The organism is Ruegeria discodermiae (genome assembly GCF_030758345.1).
In the GTDB taxonomy this organism is placed as follows: Bacteria; Pseudomonadota; Alphaproteobacteria; order Rhodobacterales; family Rhodobacteraceae; genus Ruegeria_C.
The window spans coordinates 41,523-66,364 of record NZ_JAVAMO010000022.1; the positions used below are offsets into that span (position 1 = coordinate 41,523).

General features: G+C 55.8%; 27 protein-coding genes. 18 read left to right on the forward strand and 9 right to left on the reverse strand.

Going from position 1 to position 24,842, the window contains the following annotated elements:
- Window positions 1-36: 36 nt before the first annotated feature.
- Both Q5Y75_RS25650 and Q5Y75_RS25655 read right to left on the reverse strand, forming a co-directional pair.
- Window positions 37-441, reverse strand: coding sequence for a hypothetical protein (locus Q5Y75_RS25650; RefSeq protein ID WP_306202908.1), 405 nt, complete (start codon window positions 439-441; stop codon window positions 37-39).
- A gap of 213 nt (window positions 442-654) precedes the next feature.
- Entirely contained in the window at window positions 655-1,554 is a 900-nt protein-coding gene (locus tag Q5Y75_RS25655; RefSeq protein ID WP_306202911.1) for a LysR family transcriptional regulator, read from the reverse strand.
- A gap of 105 nt (window positions 1,555-1,659) precedes the next feature.
- Between Q5Y75_RS25655 and cuyA the strand changes: the two genes are divergently transcribed.
- The 5 genes from cuyA to Q5Y75_RS25680 all read left to right on the forward strand — a co-directional run bounded on the left by cuyA (window position 1,660) and on the right by Q5Y75_RS25680 (window position 7,027).
- Entirely contained in the window at window positions 1,660-2,715 is a 1,056-nt protein-coding gene (gene cuyA / locus Q5Y75_RS25660; RefSeq protein ID WP_306202913.1) for a D-cysteate sulfo-lyase, read from the forward strand.
- 69 nt (window positions 2,716-2,784) lie between these two features.
- A complete protein-coding gene (locus Q5Y75_RS25665; RefSeq protein ID WP_306202915.1) occupies window positions 2,785-3,801 on the forward strand; it encodes a TRAP transporter substrate-binding protein in 1,017 nt (338 codons plus the stop codon).
- 83 nt (window positions 3,802-3,884) lie between these two features.
- Window positions 3,885-4,367, forward strand: coding sequence for a TRAP transporter small permease (locus Q5Y75_RS25670; RefSeq protein WP_306202916.1), 483 nt, complete (start codon window positions 3,885-3,887; stop codon window positions 4,365-4,367).
- Between the two features lie 27 nt (window positions 4,368-4,394).
- Complete coding sequence (locus Q5Y75_RS25675; RefSeq protein WP_306202918.1) at window positions 4,395-5,660, forward strand: TRAP transporter large permease; 1,266 nt, start codon at window positions 4,395-4,397, stop codon at window positions 5,658-5,660.
- The gene (locus Q5Y75_RS25680; RefSeq protein WP_306202920.1) at window positions 5,657-7,027 is read left to right on the forward strand and encodes an amidase; all 1,371 of its coding nucleotides are present in this window, start codon (window positions 5,657-5,659) and stop codon (window positions 7,025-7,027) included. Before Q5Y75_RS25675 ends, Q5Y75_RS25680 begins: the two co-directional genes overlap by 4 nt.
- Before the next feature lie 554 nt (window positions 7,028-7,581).
- On the opposite strand, the gene Q5Y75_RS25685 is transcribed toward Q5Y75_RS25680, so the two are convergent.
- Entirely contained in the window at window positions 7,582-8,448 is an 867-nt protein-coding gene (locus tag Q5Y75_RS25685; protein WP_306202922.1) for an NAD(P)-dependent oxidoreductase, read from the reverse strand.
- Window positions 8,449-8,550: 102 nt separating this feature from the next.
- Here Q5Y75_RS25685 and Q5Y75_RS25690 point away from each other — a divergent pair, with 102 nt between their 5' ends.
- Both Q5Y75_RS25690 and Q5Y75_RS25695 read left to right on the forward strand, forming a co-directional pair.
- The gene (locus Q5Y75_RS25690; RefSeq protein ID WP_306202924.1) at window positions 8,551-9,468 is read left to right on the forward strand and encodes a LysR family transcriptional regulator; all 918 of its coding nucleotides are present in this window, start codon (window positions 8,551-8,553) and stop codon (window positions 9,466-9,468) included.
- A gap of 226 nt (window positions 9,469-9,694) precedes the next feature.
- Window positions 9,695-11,437 carry an adenylate/guanylate cyclase domain-containing protein gene (locus Q5Y75_RS25695; protein ID WP_306202927.1) on the forward strand — a complete coding sequence of 581 codons (1,743 nt, stop codon included), beginning with the start codon at window positions 9,695-9,697 and terminating at the stop codon, window positions 11,435-11,437.
- Window positions 11,438-12,538: 1,101 nt separating this feature from the next.
- Here the strand turns inward: Q5Y75_RS25695 and Q5Y75_RS25700 are convergent.
- Window positions 12,539-12,898, reverse strand: coding sequence for a hypothetical protein (locus Q5Y75_RS25700; RefSeq protein ID WP_306202929.1), 360 nt, complete (start codon window positions 12,896-12,898; stop codon window positions 12,539-12,541).
- A 527-nt stretch (window positions 12,899-13,425) separates the two neighbouring features.
- On the opposite strand from Q5Y75_RS25700, the gene Q5Y75_RS25705 reads away from it, so the two are divergent.
- On the forward strand, window positions 13,426-16,326 hold the full coding sequence (locus Q5Y75_RS25705; protein WP_306202931.1) for a winged helix-turn-helix domain-containing protein: 2,901 nt from the start codon (window positions 13,426-13,428) through the stop codon (window positions 16,324-16,326).
- A 104-nt stretch (window positions 16,327-16,430) separates the two neighbouring features.
- On the opposite strand, the gene Q5Y75_RS25710 is transcribed toward Q5Y75_RS25705, so the two are convergent.
- Window positions 16,431-16,664 carry a hypothetical protein gene (locus Q5Y75_RS25710; RefSeq protein ID WP_306202933.1) on the reverse strand — a complete coding sequence of 78 codons (234 nt, stop codon included), beginning with the start codon at window positions 16,662-16,664 and terminating at the stop codon, window positions 16,431-16,433.
- A gap of 138 nt (window positions 16,665-16,802) precedes the next feature.
- Here Q5Y75_RS25710 and Q5Y75_RS25715 point away from each other — a divergent pair, with 138 nt between their 5' ends.
- The 3 genes from Q5Y75_RS25715 to Q5Y75_RS25725 are packed head-to-tail and all read left to right on the forward strand — an operon-like array spanning window position 16,803 to window position 18,212.
- Complete coding sequence (locus Q5Y75_RS25715) at window positions 16,803-17,138, forward strand: ArsR/SmtB family transcription factor (protein WP_306202935.1); 336 nt, start codon at window positions 16,803-16,805, stop codon at window positions 17,136-17,138.
- Window positions 17,135-17,632 carry an SRPBCC family protein gene (locus Q5Y75_RS25720; RefSeq protein WP_306202937.1) on the forward strand — a complete coding sequence of 166 codons (498 nt, stop codon included), beginning with the start codon at window positions 17,135-17,137 and terminating at the stop codon, window positions 17,630-17,632. The genes Q5Y75_RS25715 and Q5Y75_RS25720 overlap by 4 nt, the downstream gene beginning before the upstream one ends.
- 1 nt (window position 17,633) lies before the next feature.
- Window positions 17,634-18,212, forward strand: a complete 579-nt coding sequence (locus Q5Y75_RS25725) for a dihydrofolate reductase family protein (RefSeq protein WP_306202939.1) — start codon at window positions 17,634-17,636, stop codon at window positions 18,210-18,212.
- On the opposite strand, the gene Q5Y75_RS25730 is transcribed toward Q5Y75_RS25725, so the two are convergent.
- Both Q5Y75_RS25730 and Q5Y75_RS25735 read right to left on the reverse strand, forming a co-directional pair.
- Complete coding sequence (locus Q5Y75_RS25730) at window positions 18,199-18,621, reverse strand: hypothetical protein (RefSeq protein ID WP_306202942.1); 423 nt, start codon at window positions 18,619-18,621, stop codon at window positions 18,199-18,201. The genes Q5Y75_RS25725 and Q5Y75_RS25730 overlap by 14 nt on opposite strands.
- Before the next feature lie 11 nt (window positions 18,622-18,632).
- Window positions 18,633-18,980, reverse strand: coding sequence for a VOC family protein (locus tag Q5Y75_RS25735; protein WP_306202944.1), 348 nt, complete (start codon window positions 18,978-18,980; stop codon window positions 18,633-18,635).
- An 87-nt stretch (window positions 18,981-19,067) separates the two neighbouring features.
- Here Q5Y75_RS25735 and Q5Y75_RS25740 point away from each other — a divergent pair, with 87 nt between their 5' ends.
- Window positions 19,068-19,505, forward strand: a complete 438-nt coding sequence (locus tag Q5Y75_RS25740; RefSeq protein WP_306202946.1) for a winged helix-turn-helix transcriptional regulator — start codon at window positions 19,068-19,070, stop codon at window positions 19,503-19,505.
- On the opposite strand, the gene Q5Y75_RS25745 is transcribed toward Q5Y75_RS25740, so the two are convergent.
- Entirely contained in the window at window positions 19,491-19,844 is a 354-nt protein-coding gene (locus Q5Y75_RS25745; RefSeq protein WP_306202948.1) for a winged helix-turn-helix transcriptional regulator, read from the reverse strand. The two genes, Q5Y75_RS25740 and Q5Y75_RS25745, sit on opposite strands and share 15 nt — an antisense overlap.
- A gap of 116 nt (window positions 19,845-19,960) precedes the next feature.
- On the opposite strand from Q5Y75_RS25745, the gene Q5Y75_RS25750 reads away from it, so the two are divergent.
- From Q5Y75_RS25750 to Q5Y75_RS25760, 3 genes are read left to right on the forward strand one after another with little or no spacing between them, the layout of a single operon-like run.
- Window positions 19,961-20,629, forward strand: coding sequence for a glutathione S-transferase family protein (locus Q5Y75_RS25750; protein ID WP_306202950.1), 669 nt, complete (start codon window positions 19,961-19,963; stop codon window positions 20,627-20,629).
- 11 nt (window positions 20,630-20,640) lie between these two features.
- On the forward strand, window positions 20,641-21,099 hold the full coding sequence (locus tag Q5Y75_RS25755; protein ID WP_306202951.1) for an SRPBCC family protein: 459 nt from the start codon (window positions 20,641-20,643) through the stop codon (window positions 21,097-21,099).
- Between the two features lie 28 nt (window positions 21,100-21,127).
- Window positions 21,128-21,982, forward strand: coding sequence for a penicillin-binding transpeptidase domain-containing protein (locus Q5Y75_RS25760; RefSeq protein ID WP_306202953.1), 855 nt, complete (start codon window positions 21,128-21,130; stop codon window positions 21,980-21,982).
- A 181-nt stretch (window positions 21,983-22,163) separates the two neighbouring features.
- Here the strand turns inward: Q5Y75_RS25760 and Q5Y75_RS25765 are convergent, their stop codons facing one another.
- Window positions 22,164-23,030: a LysR family transcriptional regulator gene (locus tag Q5Y75_RS25765; protein WP_306202955.1), complete on the reverse strand. Its 867-nt coding sequence runs from the start codon at window positions 23,028-23,030 to the stop codon at window positions 22,164-22,166.
- A 108-nt stretch (window positions 23,031-23,138) separates the two neighbouring features.
- On the opposite strand from Q5Y75_RS25765, the gene Q5Y75_RS25770 reads away from it, so the two are divergent.
- Genes Q5Y75_RS25770 through Q5Y75_RS25780 form a run of 3 tightly spaced genes read left to right on the forward strand, consistent with a single transcriptional unit; the run spans window position 23,139 to window position 24,714 of the window.
- The gene (locus Q5Y75_RS25770) at window positions 23,139-23,561 is read left to right on the forward strand and encodes a globin domain-containing protein (RefSeq protein WP_306202957.1); all 423 of its coding nucleotides are present in this window, start codon (window positions 23,139-23,141) and stop codon (window positions 23,559-23,561) included.
- A gap of 26 nt (window positions 23,562-23,587) precedes the next feature.
- Window positions 23,588-23,875: a DUF1330 domain-containing protein gene (locus Q5Y75_RS25775; RefSeq protein ID WP_306202959.1), complete on the forward strand. Its 288-nt coding sequence runs from the start codon at window positions 23,588-23,590 to the stop codon at window positions 23,873-23,875.
- Entirely contained in the window at window positions 23,875-24,714 is an 840-nt protein-coding gene (locus tag Q5Y75_RS25780; RefSeq protein ID WP_306202961.1) for an MOSC domain-containing protein, read from the forward strand. The genes Q5Y75_RS25775 and Q5Y75_RS25780 overlap by 1 nt, the downstream gene beginning before the upstream one ends.
- Window positions 24,715-24,842 lie beyond the last annotated feature (128 nt).

Consider the following 24,842-nt stretch of genomic DNA (forward strand, 5'->3'; position numbering starts at 1 on the left):
TGTTGCGTTTGCTAATAGTTTCCTTAGCTCTTCGCCTTAACTCCCTTTGAATGTCTCATAGTATTTTTCGATGGGCGCATCGGCGAGGAAAGCAAGGCGTTCAGAGTTCCAACTATCGCCAACCGACAGAAGCGTATTCTTAAAGTCGAGAACTTCAGAAAGCTCATCGTGCTTTTCGTCGAACTTGGCACGAAAATATGGGTCGATCTCACCCTCAATGAAATGATTTTGGTCTAGATCGAAGAAGGCCTTCCCCTCGTCCCGACCAGCGACGTAGAGGTCAACCAGCTCTCTCGCATCGGCCTCGCGGTTGAAGTCCTTAAGAATGCGGAAAGTCCCCAGTGCGTTGACAGGAGTGATATGCTGGAAGTTCTTCTTGAACGACGCGTTTAGGGCGTCACCTATTTCAATCTCATTGTCGCCAAAGGAGTCATGGTACAATTGCCATGCGTTCCCGGCCTCCGGTGGATTGGATCCAGATTAAGTCAGAATCGGCTCTGAAGTCCAGTTTTGCAGATGGATTTCGGCGCCGGAATGGAGCTGCCAGTCTGGGAACTTGCCACCAACTGCAGTATTTGAGGCAGCCCATGGACTTGGACGCTGCGGAACTGGGCAGGCAAAGGCTTGCAACTTAACTGCATCTCTTGAATGCGATCACGTTGATACTGGAAGTGAGATGTCCTTAAAGAGGCTCATTGCCGTCCTGTGAGTGTCGAGCGCGAACAGGGTAATCTCTAGCGGGACCGAACTGTAGGCGTCGGCCAGGGATACTAGACTGCCCGTCTCTATCTCCTTGTGGCACATCGTGTGTGGCAACCACGCCACCCCGGACCCGCGTAAGACAAGTTCCCTCAGCAAGACCGAATAGGCGGATTCGACCTCGCGCTCGGAAGTCGAGCTTTGCACAAGCGCATCGGACAGCCCGGTTTGCTCCAGAAGTGCCCCGAAGTGGCTTTCCCTCGGATAGGACAAAACCGGAACCTTGGCGCCAAGTGTCTTGTCTTCCCGCACAATGCCACGAAGATCGCCACCAATCACTGGGATCAGAGTGTCGACCCCAATTACTTGGCGTCGGACAGTTTCATCGAACGGCAGCGACGGAAAGCCCTTGGCCTCATAGCACAAAAGCAGATCGGCATCGCCTCGTAGAAAGAGCGCGACGCAATCTTCACGGTTGAGCGTACGTACCCGCCAGGCCACTTCGGGACGCTTGTCCGCTAGCAGACCAAAAACCCGCGGGAACTCATCGGCTCCCAGGGCATGCTGAGTCGCGATCACTACGGTTAACTGCCTTTGGCCCTCGGGCGTCAAAAGAACGCGTAATTTTTTTGCGCGAGTGATCAACGCACGAATTTCCGGTTCGGCGGCCAACAACGCTTCAGACAATTCGATTTTGTTACTACCTCGCTTCAAAAGCGGTTCGCCAACCCAGTCCTCAAGAGCTCGTATTCGGCGCGAAAACGCTGGTTGCGTTACGTTTCTGCGCACTGCAGCCAAACTCAGCGAGCCACATTCGATCAGCGCGATAGCATCTTCAAGGAGCTTCAAATTCATTCTTGCTCATACCATTCGGCATAGCAGTTTGCAAATTCGGCATTTGCCACATCATGATTTACTGCCGACGCTAAGCCAAAGTCCAATCCAGTAGGGGTGATCAATATGAGCGAAACAGATTTGATTGCAAAGCCACAGATGGACGCTCTTGCCGCCGCACTTCGGCGCCATCCCAAACTGCGGCTCGCCCATCTTCCGACACCGTTGGAGCCCATGGATCGCCTTAGCGAAGCTCTTGGCGGACCGCGCTTTTGGATCAAGAGGGACGATTGCACCGGATTAGCGACAGGCGGCAACAAGGCTCGCAAGCTAGATTATCTCATGGCGGAAGCGAAAGCGGCAGGAGCAACGGCCATCGTCACACAAGGCGCAACCCAGTCAAACCATACGCGACAGTCCGCCGCCGCAGCAGCAAAGCTGGGTATGACCTGTCACATTCTTTTGGAGGACCGCACAGGGTCCGATGACCCATCTTACAATGCGAACGGCAATGTTCTTCTCAGCCGTCTGGCCGGAGGTAAGCTAAGAAAACTCCCGGGTGGCACTGACATGCCGGCCGAAATGGAACGCGTTGCCGACGATCTGCGTGCTCAGGGCGAGTCAGTCTACGTTATTCCGGGTGGCGGTTCCAACGCAATCGGTGCGCTCGGCTATGTCGAATGCGCACACGAGCTCTTGTCCCAAGCTGGCGCGACGGGATTGGAGATCGACATGATTGTGCAGCCAACTGGCAGCTCAGGCACGCATGCAGGAATGGTTGCGGGTCTTCACATTATCGAAAGCGAGATTCCCCTTCTTGGGATCGGGACGCGCTCCCCGCGTGAGAAGCAAGAACAGATGGTGTATGACCTGGCCCTGAAGACGCTGAACCTCCTCGGCAATGAAGTGCCTCTGGACCGGGCCCGCGTGCAGGCAAATTGCGACTATGTGGGTGAAGGCTACGGGATACCGACCCGGGGCATGGTTGAAGCGGTACAGACGCTGGCGGGCCTTGAGGGGCTACTTTTCGATCCGGTCTATTCGGGCAAGGCGATTGATGGACTGCTCGATCTCGCGCGCAAGGGCCACTTCGCAGGACTAAGAAACGTCGTCTTCCTGCATACAGGCGGCAGTTCTGCGATCTTCGCCTATCCCAATGCCTTCAATGCCAACCCGATTTAGCGAACTCTCCCAAGAACGGGGCGTCCTATCCGGCGCCATGCCACCAACTGAAAGCGAAAGGAAACCTAAATGACAACGCAGAGACTGAACCTAAGAGCCACATTGGCCGGTGCCACTCTCGCGCTCGCCACGGCCCTGCCCTTGGGCGCATTAGCCGCAGACGTCGAGATCAAACTGGCGCATCCGAATGTGCCGGACCACCCGATGGGACAAGGTTTTGAGTTCTTTAAGAAGCTGGTCGAAGAGCGGTCCAATGGCGAGATCGAAGTTACGATCTTCGACAGTTCAAAATTCGGCAACTTCGATAGCGTCGTCCAGGGATTGCAAAGCGGTCTCTTGCAGATGGGCTCGGCCTCAACACCGAACCTGGCGCCATTCTCCAAGGACTTTCTGATTTTCGACATGCCATTTCTTATCCCGAGCTACGAGGCTGCGGATCTGATCACAGACGGTGAGATTGGCAAGACGGCAGCGCGCGCATTGGAGCCCACGGGTATCCTTGGCATGGGTTATATTGAGATCGGTTTCCGACATAACTTCAACAGCACCCGCTCGGTTGAGACGCTAGCTGACATGGAGGGGATGAAGATCCGCTCGACGCCGTCCAAGGCACATATCGCGACTTTGCAGTCGCTGGGTGCAAACCCGACGCCGATTGCGTGGAGTGAAGTCTACACGGCGCTTCAGCAGCAGACGGTTGACGGGATCGACATCGACCTGAACCTCGCATGGGCCAACAACTTTCACGAAGTGACGGATAACCTGACGCTTGTCGGCTCACTCTATAGCCCGCATCTGGTGATGGGCTCGCAGATCTGGTGGATGGGCCTCTCTCCCGAGCATCAGGAACTGATCGAAACGGCCTTTGCCGAAATGCAGGTCTTCCAGCGCGGCAAAATTCGGGAAAACGAAGCCGATATCTTGGTGAAGATGGCCGATAAGGGCATGACCATTGTCGAACTCAGCGCAGAAGAACGCGCCAAGTTCCAAGAAGCCTCGCAGTCGGTACTTGCCGATTTTGAATCCGAAATCGGTGCCGATCTGATCGAGAAAGCGCAGAACACGATTTCGGACGCCGGCATGTAAGTCGTCGGTCATGAAGAAGTGCGCGCCGGCGGAGCCGATACGCTGCTGGCGCACTCATCCGAATACACAAGGGAGCGGTCGGGATGCTGACACGTATTGAGGAGTTTATTTCCTTCATCTGCATGGGGGTCATGGTCGTCATCATCGGCATGCAGGTGTTCAACCGGTACTTGCTCGGCTCTTCGCTCGTTTGGTCGGAGGAGTTAGGACGTTTTCTCTTCATCTGGTCCGTCTGGGTCGGCTGTAGCCTCGCGATGCGCTCAGACAGGCATCTACGCGTCACCGCTTTGTCCGAGTTTTCCGGTCGACGCATGCGATTCGCGCTGGATGTCTTTGCGCAGGTCGCGACCCTGATCTTCTGCGGTTTTGTCGTAGTATGGGGGATAAGCATGATCTTCTTCCTGATGCGTACGGGCCAGGAAGCGCCGGCACTGGAAGTGCCAATCTACTGGGTCTACATGGCCTTGCCCCTTGGAATGGCGCTGATGTCCATCCGTTGCCTGCAAAACCTTTACGCACTCTTTACCGGGCAAAAAATCGAAACCTCAGACATTTCGTCAATCTAATTCGCCCCAACATTTGGAAACAGCGCCGTGACAATTGCACTTATCTTCATCACCCTCTTCCTACTGCTGGTCTTAGGTGCACCCATCGGAGTTGCCATCGGGCTCAGTGTGGTCGTGGGGATGCTCATCGATGGTATTCCATCGATTTTTCTAGTGCAGAAACTTGTCACTTCCCTCGACAGTTTCCCTCTGCTCGCGGTGCCGTTCTTTGTCATGGCAGGCGAGATCATGCAAAAGGGCAGCATGGCTGAACGCCTGCTGGCGCTTTCACGCAGCCTTGTGGGGCATATCACGGGGGGCACGGCGCATATCTCGGTTCTGACAAGCCTCTTTTTCGGAGCGCTCTCAGGATCGTCGCCCGCCACCGTGGCAGCCGTCGGCGGTATCATGGTGCCCAAGATGAAGGAAGAGGGCTACGACACCGGTTATGCGACGGCGGTCAACACGTCGGCGGGCTGTCTGGGAGTTATGATCCCGCCCAGCGTGCCGCTGATCATCTACGGCACGACGGCAGGCTTGTCGGTCGGTGACCTCTTTATCGCGGGGATTCTGCCGGGTGTGTTTGTCGGCATATCCCTGATGCTTTGCGCCTATGTCATCGCCAAGCGTCGCGGCTATACGACGACGCGTGAACGCGCGCCGATCGGCGAGGTCGGGCAATCATTCATTGGCTCCATCCACGCGCTGATGGTGCCGATCATCGTGCTTGGCGGTATCTACGGCGGTATCATGACCCCGACCGAGGCGGGCGTAAGCGCTGTGGCCTACGCGCTTTTTGTCGAAACCGTTGTTCTGCGGGCCATCGGGTTCCGTGAGATCTGGGAAATCCTCAGGTCAACAGTGCTGACTACGGCATCGATCTTCTTCCTTGTTGCAACGGCGACGGCGCTTGGACAGATCCTCTTGTTCAACAGCGTGCCGGACATGATGGTCGATCTGATGACCTCGATCTCGGACAACCGCTATGTTCTGCTCGTCCTGATAATCATCCTTCTTCTGGTGGTGGGCACCTTCATGGATGCGCTTGCCAACATCCTGATCCTGACGCCCTTGCTTCTGCCAGTGGTGCGGGAAGTAGGCATCGATCCGATCCATTTCGGCATCGTGATGATCGTGTCAATCGCCATTGGCTTCCTAACCCCGCCAGTGGGCGTGAACCTCTTCGTCGGCTGCTCGATCGGGCAGATTTCCATTGAGCATCTTTCTATCGCCGTCATGCCATTCCTCGGCTCCATGATCCTTGCGCTGCTGGTCCTGGCCTTCGTGCCACAGATCAGTCTGATCCTGTTGTGACACCGCATTGGCGCGAGACTGAATGGGCGGACGGAATCGAGAAGTTCGCAGAGCGTTTGCGAAGTGGTGAAGACACGGCATTGGCCGCTACCGAGCGGGCGCTTCAGCGGATCGCAACTCATGATGAACAGATGCAGGCCTTCGTCCACGTCGCTGCCGAGGCTGCGCTTGAACAGGCCTCGCGATGTGACGCTTTGCTGGCGGACGGGCAAGATCTCGGACCGCTGATGGGGATACCCGTTGGCGTAAAGGATCTGTTCGCAGTCGATGGCATGCCGACCCGCGCTGGTAGCAGGTTGGACGTATCCCATGCCATTGGCCCCCAGGGTCCGTTCATTGACCGGCTGCAAGCTGCCGGGGCTGTGATCCTTGGGAAATGCCGAACTATCGAATTCGCGGCAGGCGCACAGAATGTCAGCCATCCAACTCCGTGGAACCCGGCGGATCCGGTTCGCCAACGCAGCCCCGGTGGATCCAGTAATGGCTCTGCAATCGCGGTCGCGGCCGGCTATTGCCCTCTGTCAATAGGATCAGACACGGGCGGCTCGGTGCGCGCGCCCGCATCACTTTGCGGGCTGACCGGACACAAATTCACTGCCGGCTCCGTCTCTTTAGAGGGTGTGTTTCCACTTTGCGCGCGGCTCGACAGCCCTGGGATATTCACCGTCAACTGTCGTGATGCCCAGCTTGCCTACGATTGCCTCAACGGCGGACAAGGCGGCGCGGACAGGGTTGAGGTTTCGCTCGACACGTGCCGGCTTGGAAAACCACATGACGACTTTTTTCGCGGGTTGGAGTCCGAGGTGGCGGAGGCCTACACCGCCGCGCTGTCGCGGCTGGCAGGCGCAGGCGCCAAGATCGTGTCACTCGACTGGCCGAACAGAGACGAAATTGCGCTAATCTCGCAGGTTTTTGCCGGGCTGATCCCTGCAGAACTGACCACGACACTTGGCGCAGAGCTGATCGCAGTCGAAGCGGATCAGATCGACCCGGTGGCAATGCATAGGTTGGGTCCGGGTCGCATCGTTGCAGATGGCGACATCGGATCGCTCACCGTTTTTCTGGGTCGCTTGGTTACCGACGTGCAGGAACGCATGCAAGACCTTGCAGGCCTAGTCTATCCAACGACGCCGGTCACCGCACCGCTCGTCGAGGACGTCTTGACGCCTGCCACCGCAGTCTCCTTTACCGGCCAGGTTCTGAGTTTAACACGAGTGGCAAACGCCTATGGACTGACAGCTTGCTCGATTCCCTTACCGCAAATGCAAGGCAAGCTGCCAATCGGTATCGATGTCGCGGCGTCCGCAGGTGGGGATCGCCAGTGTCTCGGCCTGGCCTGCGTTATCGAGGCTGCGTTGGCGAGATGAGCTTGCGAGACGAATTCGAAAGTCGTAGCAACTGTAATATATTGCCGAAGGCCGATGTCAGCGAGGCGGGCAGCGAACAGCAGAACCCAAGCATTTTGCGCCATCCGATATATATCGGCAGGACGCTGGCGAACGGTCATCCTCGTATAGCCCAGGACCAAAAGGCTATTCTTGGTCAACTGAACGAACTCAAGATCTAGAATGAATTTACCACGTATTGCCTGATTGCTGCGCAAGCTTATTTTGTCCAGCCAACGGTTTCGAGTTTAGATGCAAGCGGCGAGTGTGGGCTATCCTTCCAAACTGCCAATGTCGGATTTCACTTTTCGGAGACATTGGTGCGATCCGCAGCATCCGGAAGTTTGGGCTCTCTCCGGACTTACGGCGGTGCGGCAAGCGGGTGTTGGCCTTGCAGGCCTGGGCGCGGCCAACCGGATGACCGATCCCAGCCCAAATCAGACATTGGCGACGAAGCTTCGCAATTCCAAGTACGCAACTTTGCAGCCGATTGTTTGTCCAAGTCGAACGACCATTTTGACAGTAAGCGTTCGATATCAACAGGCATCCGTCATGTGCTTGACCAAAGAGGTCAATTGTTTGTCTCCGTATCCCCCCTCCCACGCGGCTTTTGTGCGGTCATGCATAATTCGGATGAAGTCAGCCGGTGCTTGCAGAGATAGGCAAGTCTTTAGAGCGTCCTCCTGGGCCAATGCGTAGACTTTCAACGAGGCTTCAGCGTCGTCATAGTCCTCGGTCGGAACGGTTCGGGCAAAGAGATCGTGGTAGTCATTAACCAATTTAATCGTGGCAGGGAGTTGATCGGCATAGACCTGCATCGGAACACCAGCTTTCTGGCAAACCAATGCGCCGTAGATCATCCCGAACATGAACCCTTGCCGGACAGTGAAGAGACCAGCAAAAAGCGCTGCAAGAGCTGCGGGTTTCTCGCCGACTTGGGCGGACTTTCCCCCAAGAGACCTTATGACCTCGCCGTAGCGATCCCAGGTTCCGGCACTGCCAACGGTAAGGATGGTGGTGTCGCTGCTGCCAATGCCCGAAGGGTATGCATTGATCATGCCCAGCATGTAGTCGGCGTTTTTTTGGCTAAGGAATGAGACTAATGAATCGGCATCGGACGTATCGCCGGTGCTCATGTCGCAGATTGTTTTTCCTTCCAAAGATACACTTAGCCCACTGACCAATTCGGCGGTTTCCTTGTGGCTCTTGATACAGACGATGACGAAATCGGACGCTGCAACAGCATCTTCCGGCGATACGCAAATCACTGCACCTGCATTTGCAAACGACTTTGTCTTTTCAGGTGTCCGATTCCAGATGCAGACGCTGTAACCTGCTTTGAGCAGGCTATGCGCCAGCGCCGAACCCATATTGCCCAATCCGAGTACCGCAAGCGTTGCCATGGTTTCCTCCTGTTCTGGTTATTGGTGTTCCACGTCAACATGCGTAAGAATCGAGAAATCGCGTAGTTGTAAATCTTTCTTTATTGTTAGATTTTCTAACTAATGGATTGGCAAACGCTACCCTCACTGACGTCTCTCAGAGCCTTTGCCGCCGCCGCAGAGTTTAGAAACTTGACCCGCGCAGCAGCGGCGCTGAATGTGACCCATTCCGCGGTCAGCCAACAAATCCGAGGACTGGAACAGCATCTAGGAACCCAGCTTGTTACTCGGACGCGACACGGTATCGCTCTGACCGCACAGGGAGAATTCTTAGCGGCGGGTCTACATGAAGCATTCGCCTCAATGGCGTCCCTGACCGAGAGCATATCAAGTGCAGAGGCGGTTCGCCCGCTGGTGGTCAGTGCGACACCGATGTTTTCAAGCGCATTCCTCATGCCGCGTCTATCGGCGTTTGTTCAGGAGTTCCCGGATATTGAACTTCGGATCGACTCAACAATCCAGGCTGTCGACCTCAAACCAGGGGGCATTGACATAGCCATTCGGTACGGCACCGGGCGCTGGTCGGGACTGGTCTCGCAAATGTTGCTACCTGGTTGTCTGACAGTGGTTGCTGCAAAAGAATTGATTGGGGAACGAGTGCTTAATGACCCAATTGAATTGCTCGACTTTACTCTTCTTCAGGAACAGGCTTCGGTCGAATTTGACCTGTGGTTGGAAAAGGTTGGAGTACCACCTGGTGCCCATAGGAGAGTTGTTCGCTTGCCGGGCAACATGCTGCTTGATGGAATCCGCCGGGGTGATGGTGTCGGGGCGACGGTTCCGGCATTCATCTCTGATGAATTGAAATCTGGAGATCTCGTGGCGCTATTCGATGATCCAATCCCGCAGATCGGATATCACCTCGTCACGCTGCCTGGACCAGTTCGCCCAGCGGCAAAGGTGTTTCAGAAGTGGCTTTCTAATTCAATTACTGAATATGAGAAAAGCCTTTTCAGATGGACGCCTGCTCACTTGATATAACCGTTATTGGTGTTCAACTCGAATGGACGGCAACAACCCAAAGCGGCGATGAATTCTCGCAAGATGAAGACAAAAGGCCGTTTGCCCACTGAGCTATTCAAGCAGACGCATCGCAGCGCTTCCCAAAGATGAAACAGACTTCAAGCAAGATCAGAAACCGCCCCTGTTCACTTTCGCATGGCCTAAACACATAGCGACCAGTATGAAACAGAAAGGAGGACAACACGTGGAGCGAAAGCTGGCGGCTATCCTAATTGCTGACCTTGTCGGCTTCACAGCCCGGATGGAGCGGGACGAGACTGGCACGCTCGATGTTCTTTCAGAACTCATCGACAATATTGTTGCTCCGCTTGTCGGTCGACATCATGGTCACATTATCAAACAGATGGGCGACGGCCTTCTCGTCAGCTTCGACAGCGCTGTCGATGCCGTGTCCTGCGCCGTCGAATGGCAAAATTCGCCGGTGGCAGGCTCAGACCCACTCCGCTTTCGCATCGGAGTAAACCTTGGCGACATTATCATGCGCGACGGAGATGTTTTTGGCTCTGGTGTGAACCTTGCGTCAAGGTTGGAGCAGCTTGCCCCACCCGGCGGTGTGTTGGTGTCAGACGCTGTTTATCGTGTGGTCGGGAGCCGCATACCGGTCGCTTGGGTGGACACGGGCCAGCACAAGGTAAAGAACGTCGCCGAGCCGGTACGTGCTTGGAGTGTAGGCGGGTCAAGCGCAGTATGTGCGGAACCGCCTCGGACTGAATCATCAGGTAAAGCCACTATAGCGGTCTTGCCACTACACAGCTTGAGCGATGACCCCGAGCAGGCCTTCTTTAGCGACGGGATTGCGGAAGACATCATTATGGGCTTATCGCGTTTTCGGACGCTTAAGGTTGTTTCCAGAAACGCGTCGTTCAGGTTCCGAACACAAGGCACAGATCCGGCTAAAATCGCGGAGGCCCTCGGCGCAGATTACCTCGTTGAAGGCAGCGTGCGGAAGGCCGGCAGTCGCGTGAGAATCTCGATACAGCTCGCTGACGCGCATACGGGCACTCAAATCTGGTCGGATCGATACGACCACGAACTGGAAGACGTTCTGGCGGTCCAAGATGAGGTGGCTCGCAACATCGTGGCGGTATTACCGGGCAGGGTCCAGCACGATGTCGTCGACCGTTCGACACAGAAGCCAACGGATCAGATGAAGGCCTACGAACTGATGCTAAAGGGCAAGGCGTTACGCGACGGTCTGAACGCGCGAGATACGGCTAAGGCGAGAGCGTTGTTGGAACGAGCGGTCGCACTCGATCCGACCATCGCGCGATCTTACATGTATCTTTCAGATACATATGTCATTGATTTGTGGCTTGGGCTGGCGGACGCTGACGCACCCACGCACACGTTGAAAATTGCCCGAAAGGGCGTCGCACTAGACAACCGGGACGTCTACATTCAGGACCAACTTGGTTTTGCTTATCTCTGTGCTGGACTTTGGGATGAGGCCGAGGCGCAATTCAACAAGACACTTTCGATGATAGACAGCGAGGCGGAGTCGATGGCCTGGTGTGGCTATGCTTTCCTGCTGCTCGGCTTGCACGAAAAGGCGCACGAAGTAGTTTCGGAAGCTATGGTGCTGGACCCGCTGCATCCGCCTGCCATCGACTGGATTATGGGGCAGGTCGAATTCTTCAACGGCAACTTCGAAGCATCGCTTGGTTTTCTGATGGGAGCAGCGCGGCTCAACTCGCTGGCCACTGCCTTTGTCGCCGCGTCTTACGCGCAGCTCAGACGAGAGCGAGACGCCTCCGACGCGTTGCGAGAATTCGTCACCGAACGTCACGATGAGTTCACAAGCCGAGGTATTGTGGTTGAGGATGACACAGTAGATAGCCTTGCCCGCGGGTTCAGGTCGATGTGGCGGCGTCCGGATGATTTTGAACGGGTTGCCGATGGGCTACGGGCGGCAGGTTTGACCGGCTGACGCCGACCTTTACTCTTTTGTCGAACCACCGCGGCCTCGGCAACGACTAAAAAGCGGACCTTTTTGTCGTTGAGCAACCTTTCTGGTGCGTTCTTCCGACCAAGGCCACATTGTCCGCAATTCTTATTGGACAGAAGCCACACGATGCAGACATTCCTGCTTCCCGCAGCATCCGTCAAAAAGGGGCTCTTCGCGGTCACTCTCTGCGTGTTAAACGAAGCGCTGCTTACCGATGTGTTCAGCTAGAAATTCATGAATTTTAGAGTCCCAGAAATTCAAATCTCTAAGTGATTGATTTTGTTGAAACCCTTGTCTCACTATCAAAGAGATCCGACACGCGATGTCGGAGTACGTAAATAATGGGACCGAATTATTGAGACTCGCTCCCCAATGAATTCAACACCTTGAGATTTTTGCGCTTTTCGAGTGTTTCGATCGTTCAAGCACTTCAAGTCGACGTAAAATAGAAAGCTAATGAGCCTCTTCGTAACCTGGAAACCGGCACAGTGTGTCTGACTTGGGCTTGATTGATCAGCAGAATACCCTGCCCCAGCGCTCGGCCCACTGCGGACATTCGTTGTGTCTTCGGAACGCTGCAGTGCGGCCCGTCGAACCTGCCGTTCGCTGCGCGCGCAAATCGAAAGCCAGCTGAACTCTCAGTCTGCGGGATATTGCCGCCGTTGAAATAAAAGATTCCGCGACTGCGGCAAGATATGAGACGAGCTATCAATGCTTGGCTTGGAGTAGATTAGGCTTCGGTTCGCGTCGGGCCATGCCTTCGACAGGACCATTTCTGTACAACCCAGCCGGGGTGTTTCTCCGCCCAGGACGCCAGTTCGAGCTGTCCGCGTCGCATGCAGACCATGAGCGGGATGTCAATGAACAAAAGGCTTTCGTCCCGGCACGTTGTGGGTGCAGCTGCGAGGCAGGCAATAAACGCAAGTTCGATCATCTCAGCTCACTCCTTCCTCAAATTCGGAACGTCCTCGGAAGTCCAAAAGTGCTCCAAAGCTCTTTTAAGACTTGCTTCAAGACTGCGTTTCCCGCCGATCACGCATATCGGGCGCAAAAGAGTTTTCGCGTCAGGTTTGGCCAATGGCCTTAATCGGCAATGGCATGTGATGGCTCAGCGCTGACGGCGACGGAGCTGCGATTCCGTGCGAAACGATAGAGATATCCAGTCTGTCCAGGCAATCCAAACGATACGCTGTCGCCGTCCGACAGGCCCATGCGCAGCCGGGCAGGATCATATGGACCATTGTACAGCGCATAAGTCGCAACAACTTCGAAATGGTCTCCGTGATCCACGTAGTAGACCGTCATGTCGATGTCACCCGCGCGCAACGATGCGCCTGCCTGTGGTGCATTGAGACGGATGCTGTCTGCTGAAATCGCGGCGCTTGCGCCAAGAGATATGCAGGCGATGACAGTGGCGGCGAATATGTGAGGTTTCAGTGTCATGGGAGCGATCCTTTCATCGAGTTGAGGGGTTGGATCCGTTCAGCAGCGTGTGCGTGAGCGCGACAGGAAGTAACGGTTGGGTGCGGCGTTTCAACTTTCCGCTGGTGTGGGCATTCGCCGACAAGTTACTAGGCCTGCCAAGCGCCGGAGCTTCGGCAGTCGCGTTCTCGTGCCTCAGCAAGGCAATTTCGGGAATCGGCCTATCTGTAGTATCCTATGTAGAGTTCGCGGCGGTCCACGCCATTGACACCATGGCCGGCCCGTTCATTGGTGATCTCCCTCCTGACCGTTTGCCTTTGTCATTCAGCAAACACAGGCCGGGGTGATCGGTCTTGAAATCCGAGGTGAAATTCTCTGAAGATTTCTGATACGCAGGCTTGAGTCTTGATAATAGATTTTGAATTTAAATACTTAAGTTACTTTGTCGGATTGGCCACCGATGCCGTTAATATGCAGTTCCCATGGCAATGTTCGAGCGCTGCGCGAGGGAAACCCGGATCGAACGCGCCGTATCGGAGCAATGCGCCATGACCTTGCCAACCGGTCTCATTGCCTTGGGTGAGGTGCGGTATGATCCGGATCGCAGGGCAGTCCTCGGGCCAGATGATGCGCTGATTTCGCTTCGTCCCCAGTCTCTGGACGTGCTGCACACGCTCGCATCCAACCCCGGTGAAGTTGTTTCAAAGGACGATCTGATCAAGGCGGTCTGGAAAGACCTGAATGTGACGGATGACAGCCTGACGCAATGTATCGCCGATATCCGGCGAGCCATCGGGGACAATGATCGCTCGATTTTGCAGACGGTTCCGAAGCACGGCTACCGGCTGCAGGTGGTCGACACGGCGGTGCGTTCACGCAAAGCTGCGAAAGCCCTGCCCTGGCTCATGGCGGGCATGGCCTGCCTTGCCATTGCTCTGTTCGCGGTCTGGCAATTCAGGACGCCGCCCAAGAATGACTCGCCGCTCTTTCAGACCCTGATCGCACCGCAGGTGGCGCGCTCAGGGCCCTCAATCGCTGTGCTGCCGTTCGAATCCGTCGAAGCCAATGAACGGTGGATACGTCTCGGGCGCGGGCTGGCCATGGACATTGCGAGCGAGCTCTCACTAACCGACTGGCTTTACGTGACCGTACCGGAATCGCTGCGGAATGTGGCTGGCGGTCTGCCGCCGCCAAGCCCCGTTCTCGACGTTCGGTTTGCGCTCGGCGGAACCATTCAGACTGCGGGCGACGAAATCCGCATCTCCGCCCATCTGACGGACGCCACGACGCGTGAGATTCTCTGGTCTGAAACCTGGACGGAACCGCAGGACAATGTCTTTGCCGTACAAGATCACATCATTGCCCGGATCGGCGGGAGCCTCGCCAGCACCTATTCTGGTGCTGTTGCACAAGCCGAGCTGAAACGGGTCAAACGCAAGCTCACCGACGATCTCGATGCCTACGAGCATTATCTGCTCGCCTATGAGCAGCTTCACAGGTGGAACCCGGACGAGATCGCGGACACGATTGCGCATCTGGAGGCTGCGGTCGAAATCGACCCGAACTTCGCCGGGGCGCTGGTCACCCTGTCGGTCGCACAATTCGTGCGGGCGGATTATGCGGAGGGCGACGAAGCCAAGCGCTGGATTGAGGCAAGCCAGGACTCTGCCTATCGCGCCTATGATCTTGATCCGGACAATCCCAATGTTTTGTGGAACCTAGCGCGGGCATATGCGCTTGATGGTCAGCTGGATATTGCGGGAACGACATTGCGGCACGCTGTCGAACGCGCGCCGAACAATGCCGATGTTCTGATGATCTCGGCAGGCTACAGCGACCTTGCGGGTATACCGGGGTCGGAGTCGCTGGAATGGACCCGGCGTGCGCTTGAGTTGAATCCAATGGCACCGGCATGGTGGTACAGCGATCTGGGCGCAGCGGCCTATGGTGCCGGAGACTACGAATTGGCAGCGCAGAGTATGAAACGGGCACCGCCCATGAGCAACGCGCGCTGGCTGATAACGGCGCTTGCGCAGGTACATCTCGGCAACTTTGCCGAGGCTCAAAAAGCCGCCCGGAAGTTCCGCGAACTGGCCCCGTACCTGACCATCGAACAATTTGCCGGAGGGTCAGAGGCCAGCCGCCCGGACCAGCATCACATGTTCGAGGCCGCGCGCAAGTTGGGATTACCCATCACCGCCGAAGACCTGCGTCTGATGAACAGACCCGCCATCGCGGTTCTGCAACTGGAAGACCTGACAGGCGATGCGCGGTGGCAGCGGATTGGCCGGGGGATTTCGGCTGACATTGCCAATGAGTTGGCACGCAGCAAATCTCTCTATGTCACGGCCCCTGATACCGCGCTCAATACCATTGCGCCGCCCGCCGAAGCCGGTCGCGCGCTGAATGTGCGCTATGTGCTGGATGGCAGCTTGCAGGCCGAAGGAGATGACCTGCGCGTGATGGCGCGCCTGACCGACGCCGCCACCGGTGCCATCGTCTGGTCGCAACGCTGGACGCGGCGCACCGACGATATCTTTGCCGTGCAAGACGAGATCGTGGCGAGGATCGGCTCGACCGTGGACAACACATGGAGCGGGGTTCTTCCCATGTCCGAACGCGCCGTTGCGCTGCGTCGCACGACGGACAATCTGGATGCGTATCACCTCACGTTGCTGGGGGTCGATGAAAAGCACAAATTCACGGAAAAGGGCTTTGCCAATGCCAGCGCGTATCTCAGCCAAGCCCTGGCCATCGATCCTGATAACGTGCCTGCGCTCGCCACGCTTTCGATCGTGAAGCTCTTCCAATCCCACGCTGCTGCGTCACCTGAGCAGAGCGCTGCGCTGTTGCATGAGAGCTTTGATCTTGGAAGGAAAGCCTATGTAGTTGATCCCAGCCATCCCGAAGCCCTTCTTCGAATGAGCGCTGAACAGGTCTCTTCCGGCGATCCACGCACTGCTTTTCGCTACGCAAGGCAGGCGGTGGATGCTGCACCGAACAATGCTGACATTCTGGCGATGGCTGCCTGGATTTCTGGTGTGATGGGTTCGGAAAGCCCGCTACCTTATGAATGGGGGCGCCGGGCCGTCGCACTGAACCCGAACCACCCGGATTGGTACCGGTTGTCACTTGGCATTGCGGCCTTCTTTGCGGACGATCTTGAAACAAGCCTGGCAGCGCTACGTGCGGCAAAGTTGGACGTGGAAAACGGAATAATCCTTGCTGCGGCGGAGGCGTTGCAGGGAAACATGAATGCCGCCAAAACAGCCGCATCGGCATTTCGTGAGGCCGGAACCTTTGCCACCCTGTCTGATTTCTGGGGGACCGACCTGAATAGCGAACCCCTGTTCGCCCGCCTGGTTGAGGGTGCACGTCTGGCCGGTTTTCCGATAAACTCGCGAGACGCACAGTCTCATAAAAATGCGAAAGGACTTGGGGAAGACTGAAACCCGCTGATTCCAAACCATCAGGACCCGCGCAAAGTTTGTTGCTCCTGATCTGCAAGCCATGCCGCGCATTTCATATGCCCCTGAAAGGTGTGCCGACGGCTTCACACCAAAACGGCAATGGCGGCTTTATTCAGTTCGTAGACGTCAATGCTCAAGACTGCATCGGTCATCTCGTGTCCACAGTCGCCAATGGAGTAAGCACAGCATGTCCTGCTCGCGCGCATCCAGTTCGGACAAAGCGGCCCATAGCAGCCGTTGACCAAGTCATCTCGATGCTGCGGTTGCAGCCCGCATAGCGGACATTGATCAACAAATGTCGCGTCAAGCGCGAACATCTGCTGACCTCTGGACGTGCTGGCTCTAGATCTCCCGTCATTTGACAATTTTAGAACGGAGGCTCGGGCACTCGCGCCGCATCATTTAACATTTAATAAACCACTTGTTTAATTAACTTACTAGTATAATAATACCCTATGACCAAAGATGACCAGCTAGACGCCGCGTTTTCCGCCCTTGCGCATCCGGCCCGTCGGGCAATTCTGGCACACCTTGCGCAAGGAACAGCCAGCGTGAACGCCTTGGCAGAGCCGTTTGATATGACCTTGCCTGCCGTATCGAAACACATTCGAGTGCTGGAACGCGCCGGCCTGATTTCCCGAGAGAAGGACGCCCAGTTTCGACTGTGCAAACTCGAAACGGCACCGATCCAGGAAATCGCAAGTTGGACCGAGAGGTATCGGTCGATTTGGGAGGCACGCTTCGACACGTTGGCCACTCTTTTGGCTGACATGAAGGAAAACGATACATGAGCGAAGAGAACAACTGGGTTCGGATCGAGAGGGTGTTTGATGCACCGATCGATCTTGTGTGGAAATTGTGGACCGATCCGAATTTTTTCAAACAATGGTACGGTCCGAACGGGATGTCGGTCCCGACCGCCGAAATGGACGTAAGGGTCGGCGGAACCCGCAAAGTCAGCATGGCGATGCAATCGCCCGAGCGGTCGATGGAGATGTGGTTCACCGGCGTCTACAAAGAAGTCAGCGCGCCGGATCGTCTCGTTTACACGGAAAGCATGTGCGACGCGGATGGCACTCTCATCTCGCCTCAGTCGATGGGAATGCCAGACTCCGTTCCGGACGTTACCGAGGTCATCATCGAGCTAAGCGAGGTCGACGGCAAGACGCGAATGTTAATGGTCCATATGGGGGTCGCAGAAGGCACTGCCGGGGCTGGCGGTTGGAACCAGGCCTTCGACAAACTGGCCGCCTTCGCACAGTCGTTGACCGAAGAGCAACCGTAAGATGCGCGAACTTGCGATACTGTCCTTTGTGACGCTGGATGGGGTGATGCAGTCGCCAAGCATGCCCGAGGAAGACCCCTCGGGCGGCTTCACGCAAGGCGGCTGGGCAGCGCCCTATTGGGAAGATGTGATGCCGCACGTTGAACGCGTCGCCATGTCGAAACCTTACGACATCCTTTTTGGGCGCAAGACCTATGACATCTTCGCGGGGCATTGGCCATACGCGCCGCGTTCTGATCTTGGCGATCGGTTAAATGCGGCGCGAAAGTATGTGGCCACTTCGCAAACTCCACCGCTGAACTGGGAGAATTCGTATGCGTTGAACGGTGACATGGCGAAAGCTGTGCAAGAGTTGAAAGACCAAGACGGGCCCTTGCTACAGGTCCATGGCAGCTCTGCATTGATCCAAACGCTGCAATATCACGATCTGATCGACGAATTTCGCATCTGGAATTTCCCGGTTGTAGTCGGCGCAGGAAAGCGGCTATTCGAGGGCACCGCGTTGCCACGCGCCTATGAGCTAGCGCAGGCCGAAACACTTGGAAACGGGGCAACCCATCAGTGTCTCAGGCGGACGTGACCGTCTTCCGCCCTGCCCCGCGAAAAATCAATGCCAGGGCCAATGCGAACAGACCGAATTGCAAACACAGATACACCGTCTCCATCAAGATGTACGTGCCGGCATGCGTTACGTTTTGCTTGGCCACCAGCGCCAGCACATGACTTGTCCAAAAGAAGAGCCCCAACAACGCTGCGAACTTGATCGCTCGCGCAAGGCCGTCACTACCCAATCGGAACATGGGGTAAATGGCAGCCAGCACGGCGCCTTGAACAACCATAGAAGCCAAGCCGACCGCGATGTTCGGTTCGCCGTCGAAGTATCCGAAAGTCAAGTAGCTGTCTTTGAACAGGACCAGATGCCAGACGATCGCCAGCGGGAATACGATGAGCGGATAGGCAAAGGCGGCCATGACCTGTTGCTTCAGCACGTCGACCCTCGTCACCCTTGGCCACGCTTCCATAGCGCCATCGGACTGCCGCCGGGATCGCGGATGAAACTTGCATCCCCCGCCGGGCCTTTGACGTTTTCGGCAATGACACGTGCACCATTGACGCGCGCACGACCTGTCGCAGCCTCCAGATCGTCAACCTCGAAGTAAGGCACCCAGCCGGTGATCCCATCCATCTCATCGCAGGTGGCTGCGAATGGCATGTCCCCACCCGGTTCTGTCAGAAAGGTCATCGCACCGATATCTTTGGGCTGCCATCCAAACATCGTTTCCAGGAACGCGGTCGTTTCTTGCGGTTTCGCTGTGATGTTGTCGTACCAAACGAAAGGTGCAGGCATATCTCTCTCCACTTGCATTTTGCAAGCAATTTGATACTTCGGTTACTTGCATATTGCAAGTGCCTTTCCATCCTCTATATCTGCATCATGAGTTCAGCCAAAAAACCCAACTGGAATGGATGCCCCACCCGCTATGCCGCCGGTATCGTCGGAGACAAATGGTGCTTTCTATTGCTGAGAGATGTCCTGCTGCACGGCAAGCGCACTTACCGCGAGTTCCTTGGTTCGCCAGAAGGCATCTCGACAAACATCCTTGCAAACCGCCTGGCCAAGCTTGAAGCGCTTGGCATGTTGACGCGCGAACCGGACCCCCGCAAAGCCAGCAGCGTCTGCTATTTTCCCACGCAGAAATCCAAGGATTTCCTGCCTGCTCTCGTCTCGATGATGGTCTGGGCGGCGCTGTATGACGAAGCTACCGAAGCGCCCGCCTCTTTCGCAACCAGCTTTTCCAATGATCCCGTCGGCACCATCGCATGGTACGAGGCCGAAATTGATCGCGTGGATCAGGCGCTACGATCCAACTGACCGGTTCACCCACCAGTCGTGCATCGATGTGAACACCGGTGCCAGCGCCAGACCGTCCGCGCTGGCCGAGTACTCCACCCGCGGTGGAACCTCGGCATAGACCTTTCGGGTCACCAGCCCATCGGCTTCCAATGCACGAAGCTGATTGGTCAACATCGTCTGGGTGATGCCGTCGATGGATTTGCGCAATTCCCCAAATCGCTTGGTGCCCTGAAAAATCAGAATCTGCAGAATAAGCAACTTCCATTTGCCGCCAATCATCCCGATCACCCGGGGCGCCGGGCACGCATTTGCGTCTGGAACATGTGTTTGAGCAGGATCGACAAGGGCCTCAGACATCTTGTTCTCCTCAATAGTATCATTTTCAATAGTATAGCAAAAAATTCTGCCTACTTTTCGTATCATACCGACGTGGCTATGTCTCTGCAAACACCCACGCACGGAGGAATGTAATCATGTCCCTGGAAATCTGGACCGTGAGCGGCGCCCCCAGTCCCTGGCGCGCAGCCCTTGGAATGGCCTTCAAAGGCCTCGACTATGACGTCCACCTACTGTCCGCGGCGCAGAAGGAGCATAAATCCGACGCCTACCTCGCTATCAATCCACGCGGCACCGTCCCGACGTTGAAAGACAGCGATGCAACCCTCAGCCAATCCGTTGCGATCCTGGCCTGGCTGGATCGAGAATACCCGGACACACCTTTGTTTGGAGATACACCACAAGACGCAGCGCTTATCTGGCAGAGGACCATGGAAATCTTCGACTACCTGCCCGGCGCTACAAGCGGAGTGCTTTCCCCTATCTTCTTTCAAGGCGCGGACGAAGCTACAAACGACCTGAAAAACGCCAGCGAGAAACTGCAATCAGAACTTGCCCACTTAACCGGCATCTTGGACGAAACCCCCTTTTTGTCCGGTGATCGCCCGGGGGCCGCAGACGCGGTCGCATTCCCACACGTGCGTCTGATCCAACGAGCGATGGAGACGAAGCCAACGATCATGCAAGCGCTCGGCTGGTCTGACCTGGCGACTTTATCGACTGAGATCGCGGATTGGGTCCAAAGGATCGAAGCCCTTCCAAACGTCGCCGCAACATTTCCGCCCCACTGGGCAGAAGACGCTTAAGGACAACCGAAATGACAGCTCCAAGCTACACAAAAACTATTGACGTCCAAGCGCCCCCGTCTGCCGCGTACGACGCGGTAACCCAAGGCGTCGCGCATTGGTGGACCCGCCCCGATCAGCCCTTGGTCAACATCGGGGATCGGGCGAAATTCACCTTCCCGCCAGGCGTATCCTATTGGTCGTTCGAGTTGACAAGCACAGTCCAACCAACACACGTCGAATGGACCTGCGTCGACGCATTGCACATCCACGAGGGTCAGCCAAAAGAGATCGAAACCGATTGGCTTAACACCAAGGTGCATTGGAAGATTACCGAGCAGGAGAGCGGCTCTATAATTGAGATGCAACACCAAGGTCTCACGCCCGAATTGTTGTGCTATGACGTTTGCGAGGCAGGTTGGGACATGTTTTTTCTGGGCAGTCTCAAACAATACCTCGACACTGGCAAAGGTACACCTCATCAGGGTTAGGCCCGGTCCTGCGCAAAGGAGAAAAAGTTTGGACCTTGCACATCTCGGCAAGAACACAAAATCAAGCGCCAAGGCTACCCTTCTCAGGGGACTATGTGGCATCGGGTTGGCGGCTTTTGTGCTCACATCGCAAGTTGCGGCAGAAGCATTGGATGTCGGACGCAACCTTGAGGCAGCCGGCGGAGAGATTGAGAGTTCGACGATTGTAATCAAGCGCCTGTCCGATGGCCAGTATTGGATCGCAAGTCCCGACCGCGCTCGACGGCGGTATTCGCCAGCCTCCACGTCCAAGATCCCGCACAGCTTGATTGCGCTGGAAAATGGATTGGCGACGTCCGAAACAGTGTTTCAGTGGGACAATGTTCCAAGAAGTAACCGAGCGTGGAACCAGGATCATTCACTCGAGTCCGCATTCCAAAACTCGGTTGTTTGGGCCTATCAGGAGATTGCCCGAAACGGCGGGCAGGCTGTGATGGCGAACAGTTTGAAGAGCTTCGAGTACGGAAATGCAGATGTCGGTACCATCGACCAGCTCGCAACCTATTGGCTGGACGGCACACTGACCATCACGGCTCTGGAGCAAGTTGAGTTCCTGTCGAAACTCGCTCTGAAACTGTTGCCGCTGTCTGAAACCACATATGCGGCGGCACGGGATATCATGGTGACCGACACGCACGCCGATTGGACCATGCGGTCCAAGACCGGCTGGCGGTACAGTACGACGGACATGGACATCGGGTGGTTTGTCGGGTGGCTGGAATGCGCGAGCGATAGTTATGTTTTTGCTCTGAACATGGATATGCCAGACACGCGGTTTCTTTCAAAAAGGAAAGCAGTCATGTACCACATTCTCCAAGACATCGGGGCATTCAACTGCGGTTGAGAAACGGCCCGTAGCCTCCTTCCAGTAGTCTACTAAATGTCGCAGTGCGGCCCCTCCCGAGCGGACATCCACTGCAGACGCACAACTTCGGGGTCTTTGTGGCCAGCAGCGCGTTGATCCAATGACGGCGAGTAGTATTCTTTGCTGTTCTCTGATTAACGGTCTACTTTTGTTCCAAGTTTCAGGCTTGGTCGTAGTGATCCTCGACCACAGCTCTTAGTGCTGCGACATTAGGCGACAATTTTCCCTTCGGCCAAGCCAACACTGTTCGCAACGTGTTGCTCCCTTCCGGCAGATGCGTGACTTGCAACCTCTGAGCTGGCGGAAAGGTATCAATGACGCTGTGGGGAACGAGCGCAGCACCCATCCCAGCCAATACGCAGCCTAACATGGCATGATAGGATCCCATTTGGATCGTGCGCTCAGGGACATCCTTTTGTTGCGCAAACCATTGCTCAAGAAGCTTGCGATGCGGGCACCCATGCTCAAACACCAATACTGTTCGAGGGCAGCCATTTTTGCCTCCGATCGGCGCGTGTTTATCCGACGTCACCAGAACCGGTGTTTCCGTGAAGGCGGTCATCTGGTCAAATCGCTTCTCTGGGACAGGTTCTGCGACAAAGGCGGCATCGATCTCGCCTTGCCTCAACGCATCGAGAAGCAAGACAGGATTTCCAGTCTGCATTTCTAGAATGACACTGGGAAACCTCTCGGAGAACAAAGCAAGCGGTCCAGGTAGGCGAACTGCCGCAGTGCTTTCCATTGAACCGATGCGCAGAACCCCCGTTGGCTTGTCAGAATGCAGCGCATTTTCTGCCTCTTCGGCAAGCGCAAGAAGTCGCTCGGCATACTCAAGCAAAGTCCGGCCGGCCGGAGTAAGCACCATCTTACGTCCTTGCCGTGTGAAGAGCCTTGTTTGCAATCGATCTTCGAGTTGTTGGATACGGCTTGTGACGGCAGATTGCACTCGCCCCAAACGCTCTGCAGCGCGTGTTACGCCACCTTCATGCACCACTGCGCGAAGAACTCGCAAATCGGAAAGCTCCACTTATTCATCTCCAAAATCGATTGATTAGATCAGAATAACTTATTTTTGCTGATGTCTATACTGCGTTACGAACCCTGAGAGACCCACTTCGGAATTCAGGAGGAAGAAATGGATGAACGAGACATCGCACGTGTCCGGGAAAGCTGGACCCAGATAGCACCCATTGCTGACAGCGCTATGGCCGCGGTTTACGCCAACCTGTTCAAGCTCGATAAGAACGTTGCCAAACTCTTTGAAGGAGCGGACATGGCGGCGCAGGGATCAAGACTGGCTCGCGCACTTGAATTGGTCATTCAAGGCCTGGACAGTCAGGACCATTTGGCCGTTCAGTTGCAAGACATCGGTGCGCGCCACGCAAGTTATGGCGCGTCAGAATCGGATTTCGCGACGGTGGGAACGGCGCTCATCATGACGCTTGAAACCGGTTTGTCCAGCAAGTGGACAAAAGCTCATGAGAAGTCCTGGGCAAACGCGTACAGCTTCATCTCGGCAGAAATGCTGAACGGGCTCTTGTCCCGGGAAGCTGCCTAACACCAAAAGTTACGAGGAGAACTACCATGCCAAAAGGATATTGGATTGTGCGGGTATCTGTACATAACAGCGATGAGTATCCGGAGTATCTGGCAGCCGCGCGAGAAGCTTTTGAGAGGTTCGATGCTAAATTCCACGTGCGCGGAGGCCGCTACGTCGCCCCCGAAGGTGCCTCGCGAGACCGTAACGTGGTGGTTGAATTCAAGGACTTCGACACTGCTCTGGCATGCTATGATTCACTTGAGTATCGCGCCGCAAGAGCCATCAGGCAGGCAAATGCAGATGCAGATTTTCTGATTGCGGAAGGTGTTTGATGAAGAAGACCTTGCTCCCACCCACTGGTCGGTCACATGAAAACCAGACTTTCTCGATTTGCATAGCCGAAATTCTAAACGCTGAATTGAGGGATATTCCTGCTGCGTCCAACGGCATCGGTTTAGAGAAAATTGGATACTGGCTTGCTGCTCAGAATCTTGCCCTGATCCCCGTCCGTGCGCCCGAGTCCTTTCAGTGGGCCGGATGTTGGATCGGGCGACTTGAGGGTGGTGACGGGTATGTTGTGATGGCGGGTACGCCGTCCGGTGTGGCCTGGATCCCGGATGGCGTCATAAGCGGATCGGGAGATGTCTGCGAGGGCTGGGTCATCGCCCCCCCTGCACTGGCCTTGCCCCAGCGCGATGAAAAGCATGGGACCATTGAAGCAATTTTCCGGTTTGCGGACTCCGGTGCACCTGGCGAATTGCTGTCATCTGCGCACCTTCTCGCGGGCGTGGGTGTTGATGGCGACCGCTACGCAATCGGAAAAGGACATTTCCAGAGCGAGGGCCGTTGGGGCCAAGCGCTCACACTCATTGAGGCAGAAGCAATTGAGTATTTGGCATCAGAGCACGGTGTCGAGATGCCCGCCGTGGACGCTAGAAGGAACATAGTTACGCGCGGTATCGATCTTAACGCCTTATTAGGTCAACGCTTTCGCGTCGGCGAAATCTTGTGCCAGGGATCGCGGCTGGCTGAACCGTGCGCGTGGCTGCAAAAAACAACCCCGCCCGGCATGCTCCGTGGTCTTGTCCACCGTGGTGGCCTAAGAGCGGATATCCTGGAGGATGGTGAGATAAGGCTGGGAGACAAGATTATTCCCGAGACTAATAATTGAAGCGAGCGACAATCGGGTGAGAACAAGGAACCATTGATGTCCATCGCATCATTGGTAATTTGGGCCTATTGCCTTTCTTGTAGAACGCTCGGCGTCACATAAGACGGAGAGATTCTTGCCGAAGTAGA

Excerpts from the sequence above, each read along its gene's own strand:
- Q5Y75_RS25725 (WP_306202939.1), top strand. The coding sequence starts at position 17,634 with ATGCGCGAACTTGCGATACTGTCCTTTGTGACGCTGGATGGGGTGATG.
- Q5Y75_RS25780 (WP_306202961.1), top strand. The coding sequence starts at position 23,875 with ATGAAGAAGACCTTGCTCCCACCCACTGGTCGGTCACATGAAAACCAG.
- Q5Y75_RS25700 (WP_306202929.1), bottom strand. The coding sequence starts at position 12,898 with ATGACACTGAAACCTCACATATTCGCCGCCACTGTCATCGCCTGCATA.
- Q5Y75_RS25775 (WP_306202959.1), top strand. The coding sequence starts at position 23,588 with ATGCCAAAAGGATATTGGATTGTGCGGGTATCTGTACATAACAGCGAT.
- Q5Y75_RS25745 (WP_306202948.1), bottom strand. The coding sequence starts at position 19,844 with ATGTCTGAGGCCCTTGTCGATCCTGCTCAAACACATGTTCCAGACGCA.
- Q5Y75_RS25755 (WP_306202951.1), top strand. The coding sequence starts at position 20,641 with ATGACAGCTCCAAGCTACACAAAAACTATTGACGTCCAAGCGCCCCCG.
- Q5Y75_RS25670 (WP_306202916.1), top strand. The coding sequence starts at position 3,885 with ATGCTGACACGTATTGAGGAGTTTATTTCCTTCATCTGCATGGGGGTC.
- Q5Y75_RS25720 (WP_306202937.1), top strand. The coding sequence starts at position 17,135 with ATGAGCGAAGAGAACAACTGGGTTCGGATCGAGAGGGTGTTTGATGCA.
- Q5Y75_RS25690 (WP_306202924.1), top strand. The coding sequence starts at position 8,551 with ATGGATTGGCAAACGCTACCCTCACTGACGTCTCTCAGAGCCTTTGCC.
- Q5Y75_RS25735 (WP_306202944.1), bottom strand. The coding sequence starts at position 18,980 with ATGCCTGCACCTTTCGTTTGGTACGACAACATCACAGCGAAACCGCAA.
- Q5Y75_RS25750 (WP_306202950.1), top strand. The coding sequence starts at position 19,961 with ATGTCCCTGGAAATCTGGACCGTGAGCGGCGCCCCCAGTCCCTGGCGC.
- Q5Y75_RS25740 (WP_306202946.1), top strand. The coding sequence starts at position 19,068 with ATGAGTTCAGCCAAAAAACCCAACTGGAATGGATGCCCCACCCGCTAT.
- Q5Y75_RS25705 (WP_306202931.1), top strand. The coding sequence starts at position 13,426 with ATGACCTTGCCAACCGGTCTCATTGCCTTGGGTGAGGTGCGGTATGAT.
- Q5Y75_RS25685 (WP_306202922.1), bottom strand. The coding sequence starts at position 8,448 with ATGGCAACGCTTGCGGTACTCGGATTGGGCAATATGGGTTCGGCGCTG.
- cuyA (WP_306202913.1), top strand. The coding sequence starts at position 1,660 with ATGAGCGAAACAGATTTGATTGCAAAGCCACAGATGGACGCTCTTGCC.
- Q5Y75_RS25665 (WP_306202915.1), top strand. The coding sequence starts at position 2,785 with ATGACAACGCAGAGACTGAACCTAAGAGCCACATTGGCCGGTGCCACT.
- Q5Y75_RS25655 (WP_306202911.1), bottom strand. The coding sequence starts at position 1,554 with ATGAATTTGAAGCTCCTTGAAGATGCTATCGCGCTGATCGAATGTGGC.
- Q5Y75_RS25770 (WP_306202957.1), top strand. The coding sequence starts at position 23,139 with ATGGATGAACGAGACATCGCACGTGTCCGGGAAAGCTGGACCCAGATA.
- Q5Y75_RS25710 (WP_306202933.1), bottom strand. The coding sequence starts at position 16,664 with ATGTTCGCGCTTGACGCGACATTTGTTGATCAATGTCCGCTATGCGGG.
- Q5Y75_RS25715 (WP_306202935.1), top strand. The coding sequence starts at position 16,803 with ATGACCAAAGATGACCAGCTAGACGCCGCGTTTTCCGCCCTTGCGCAT.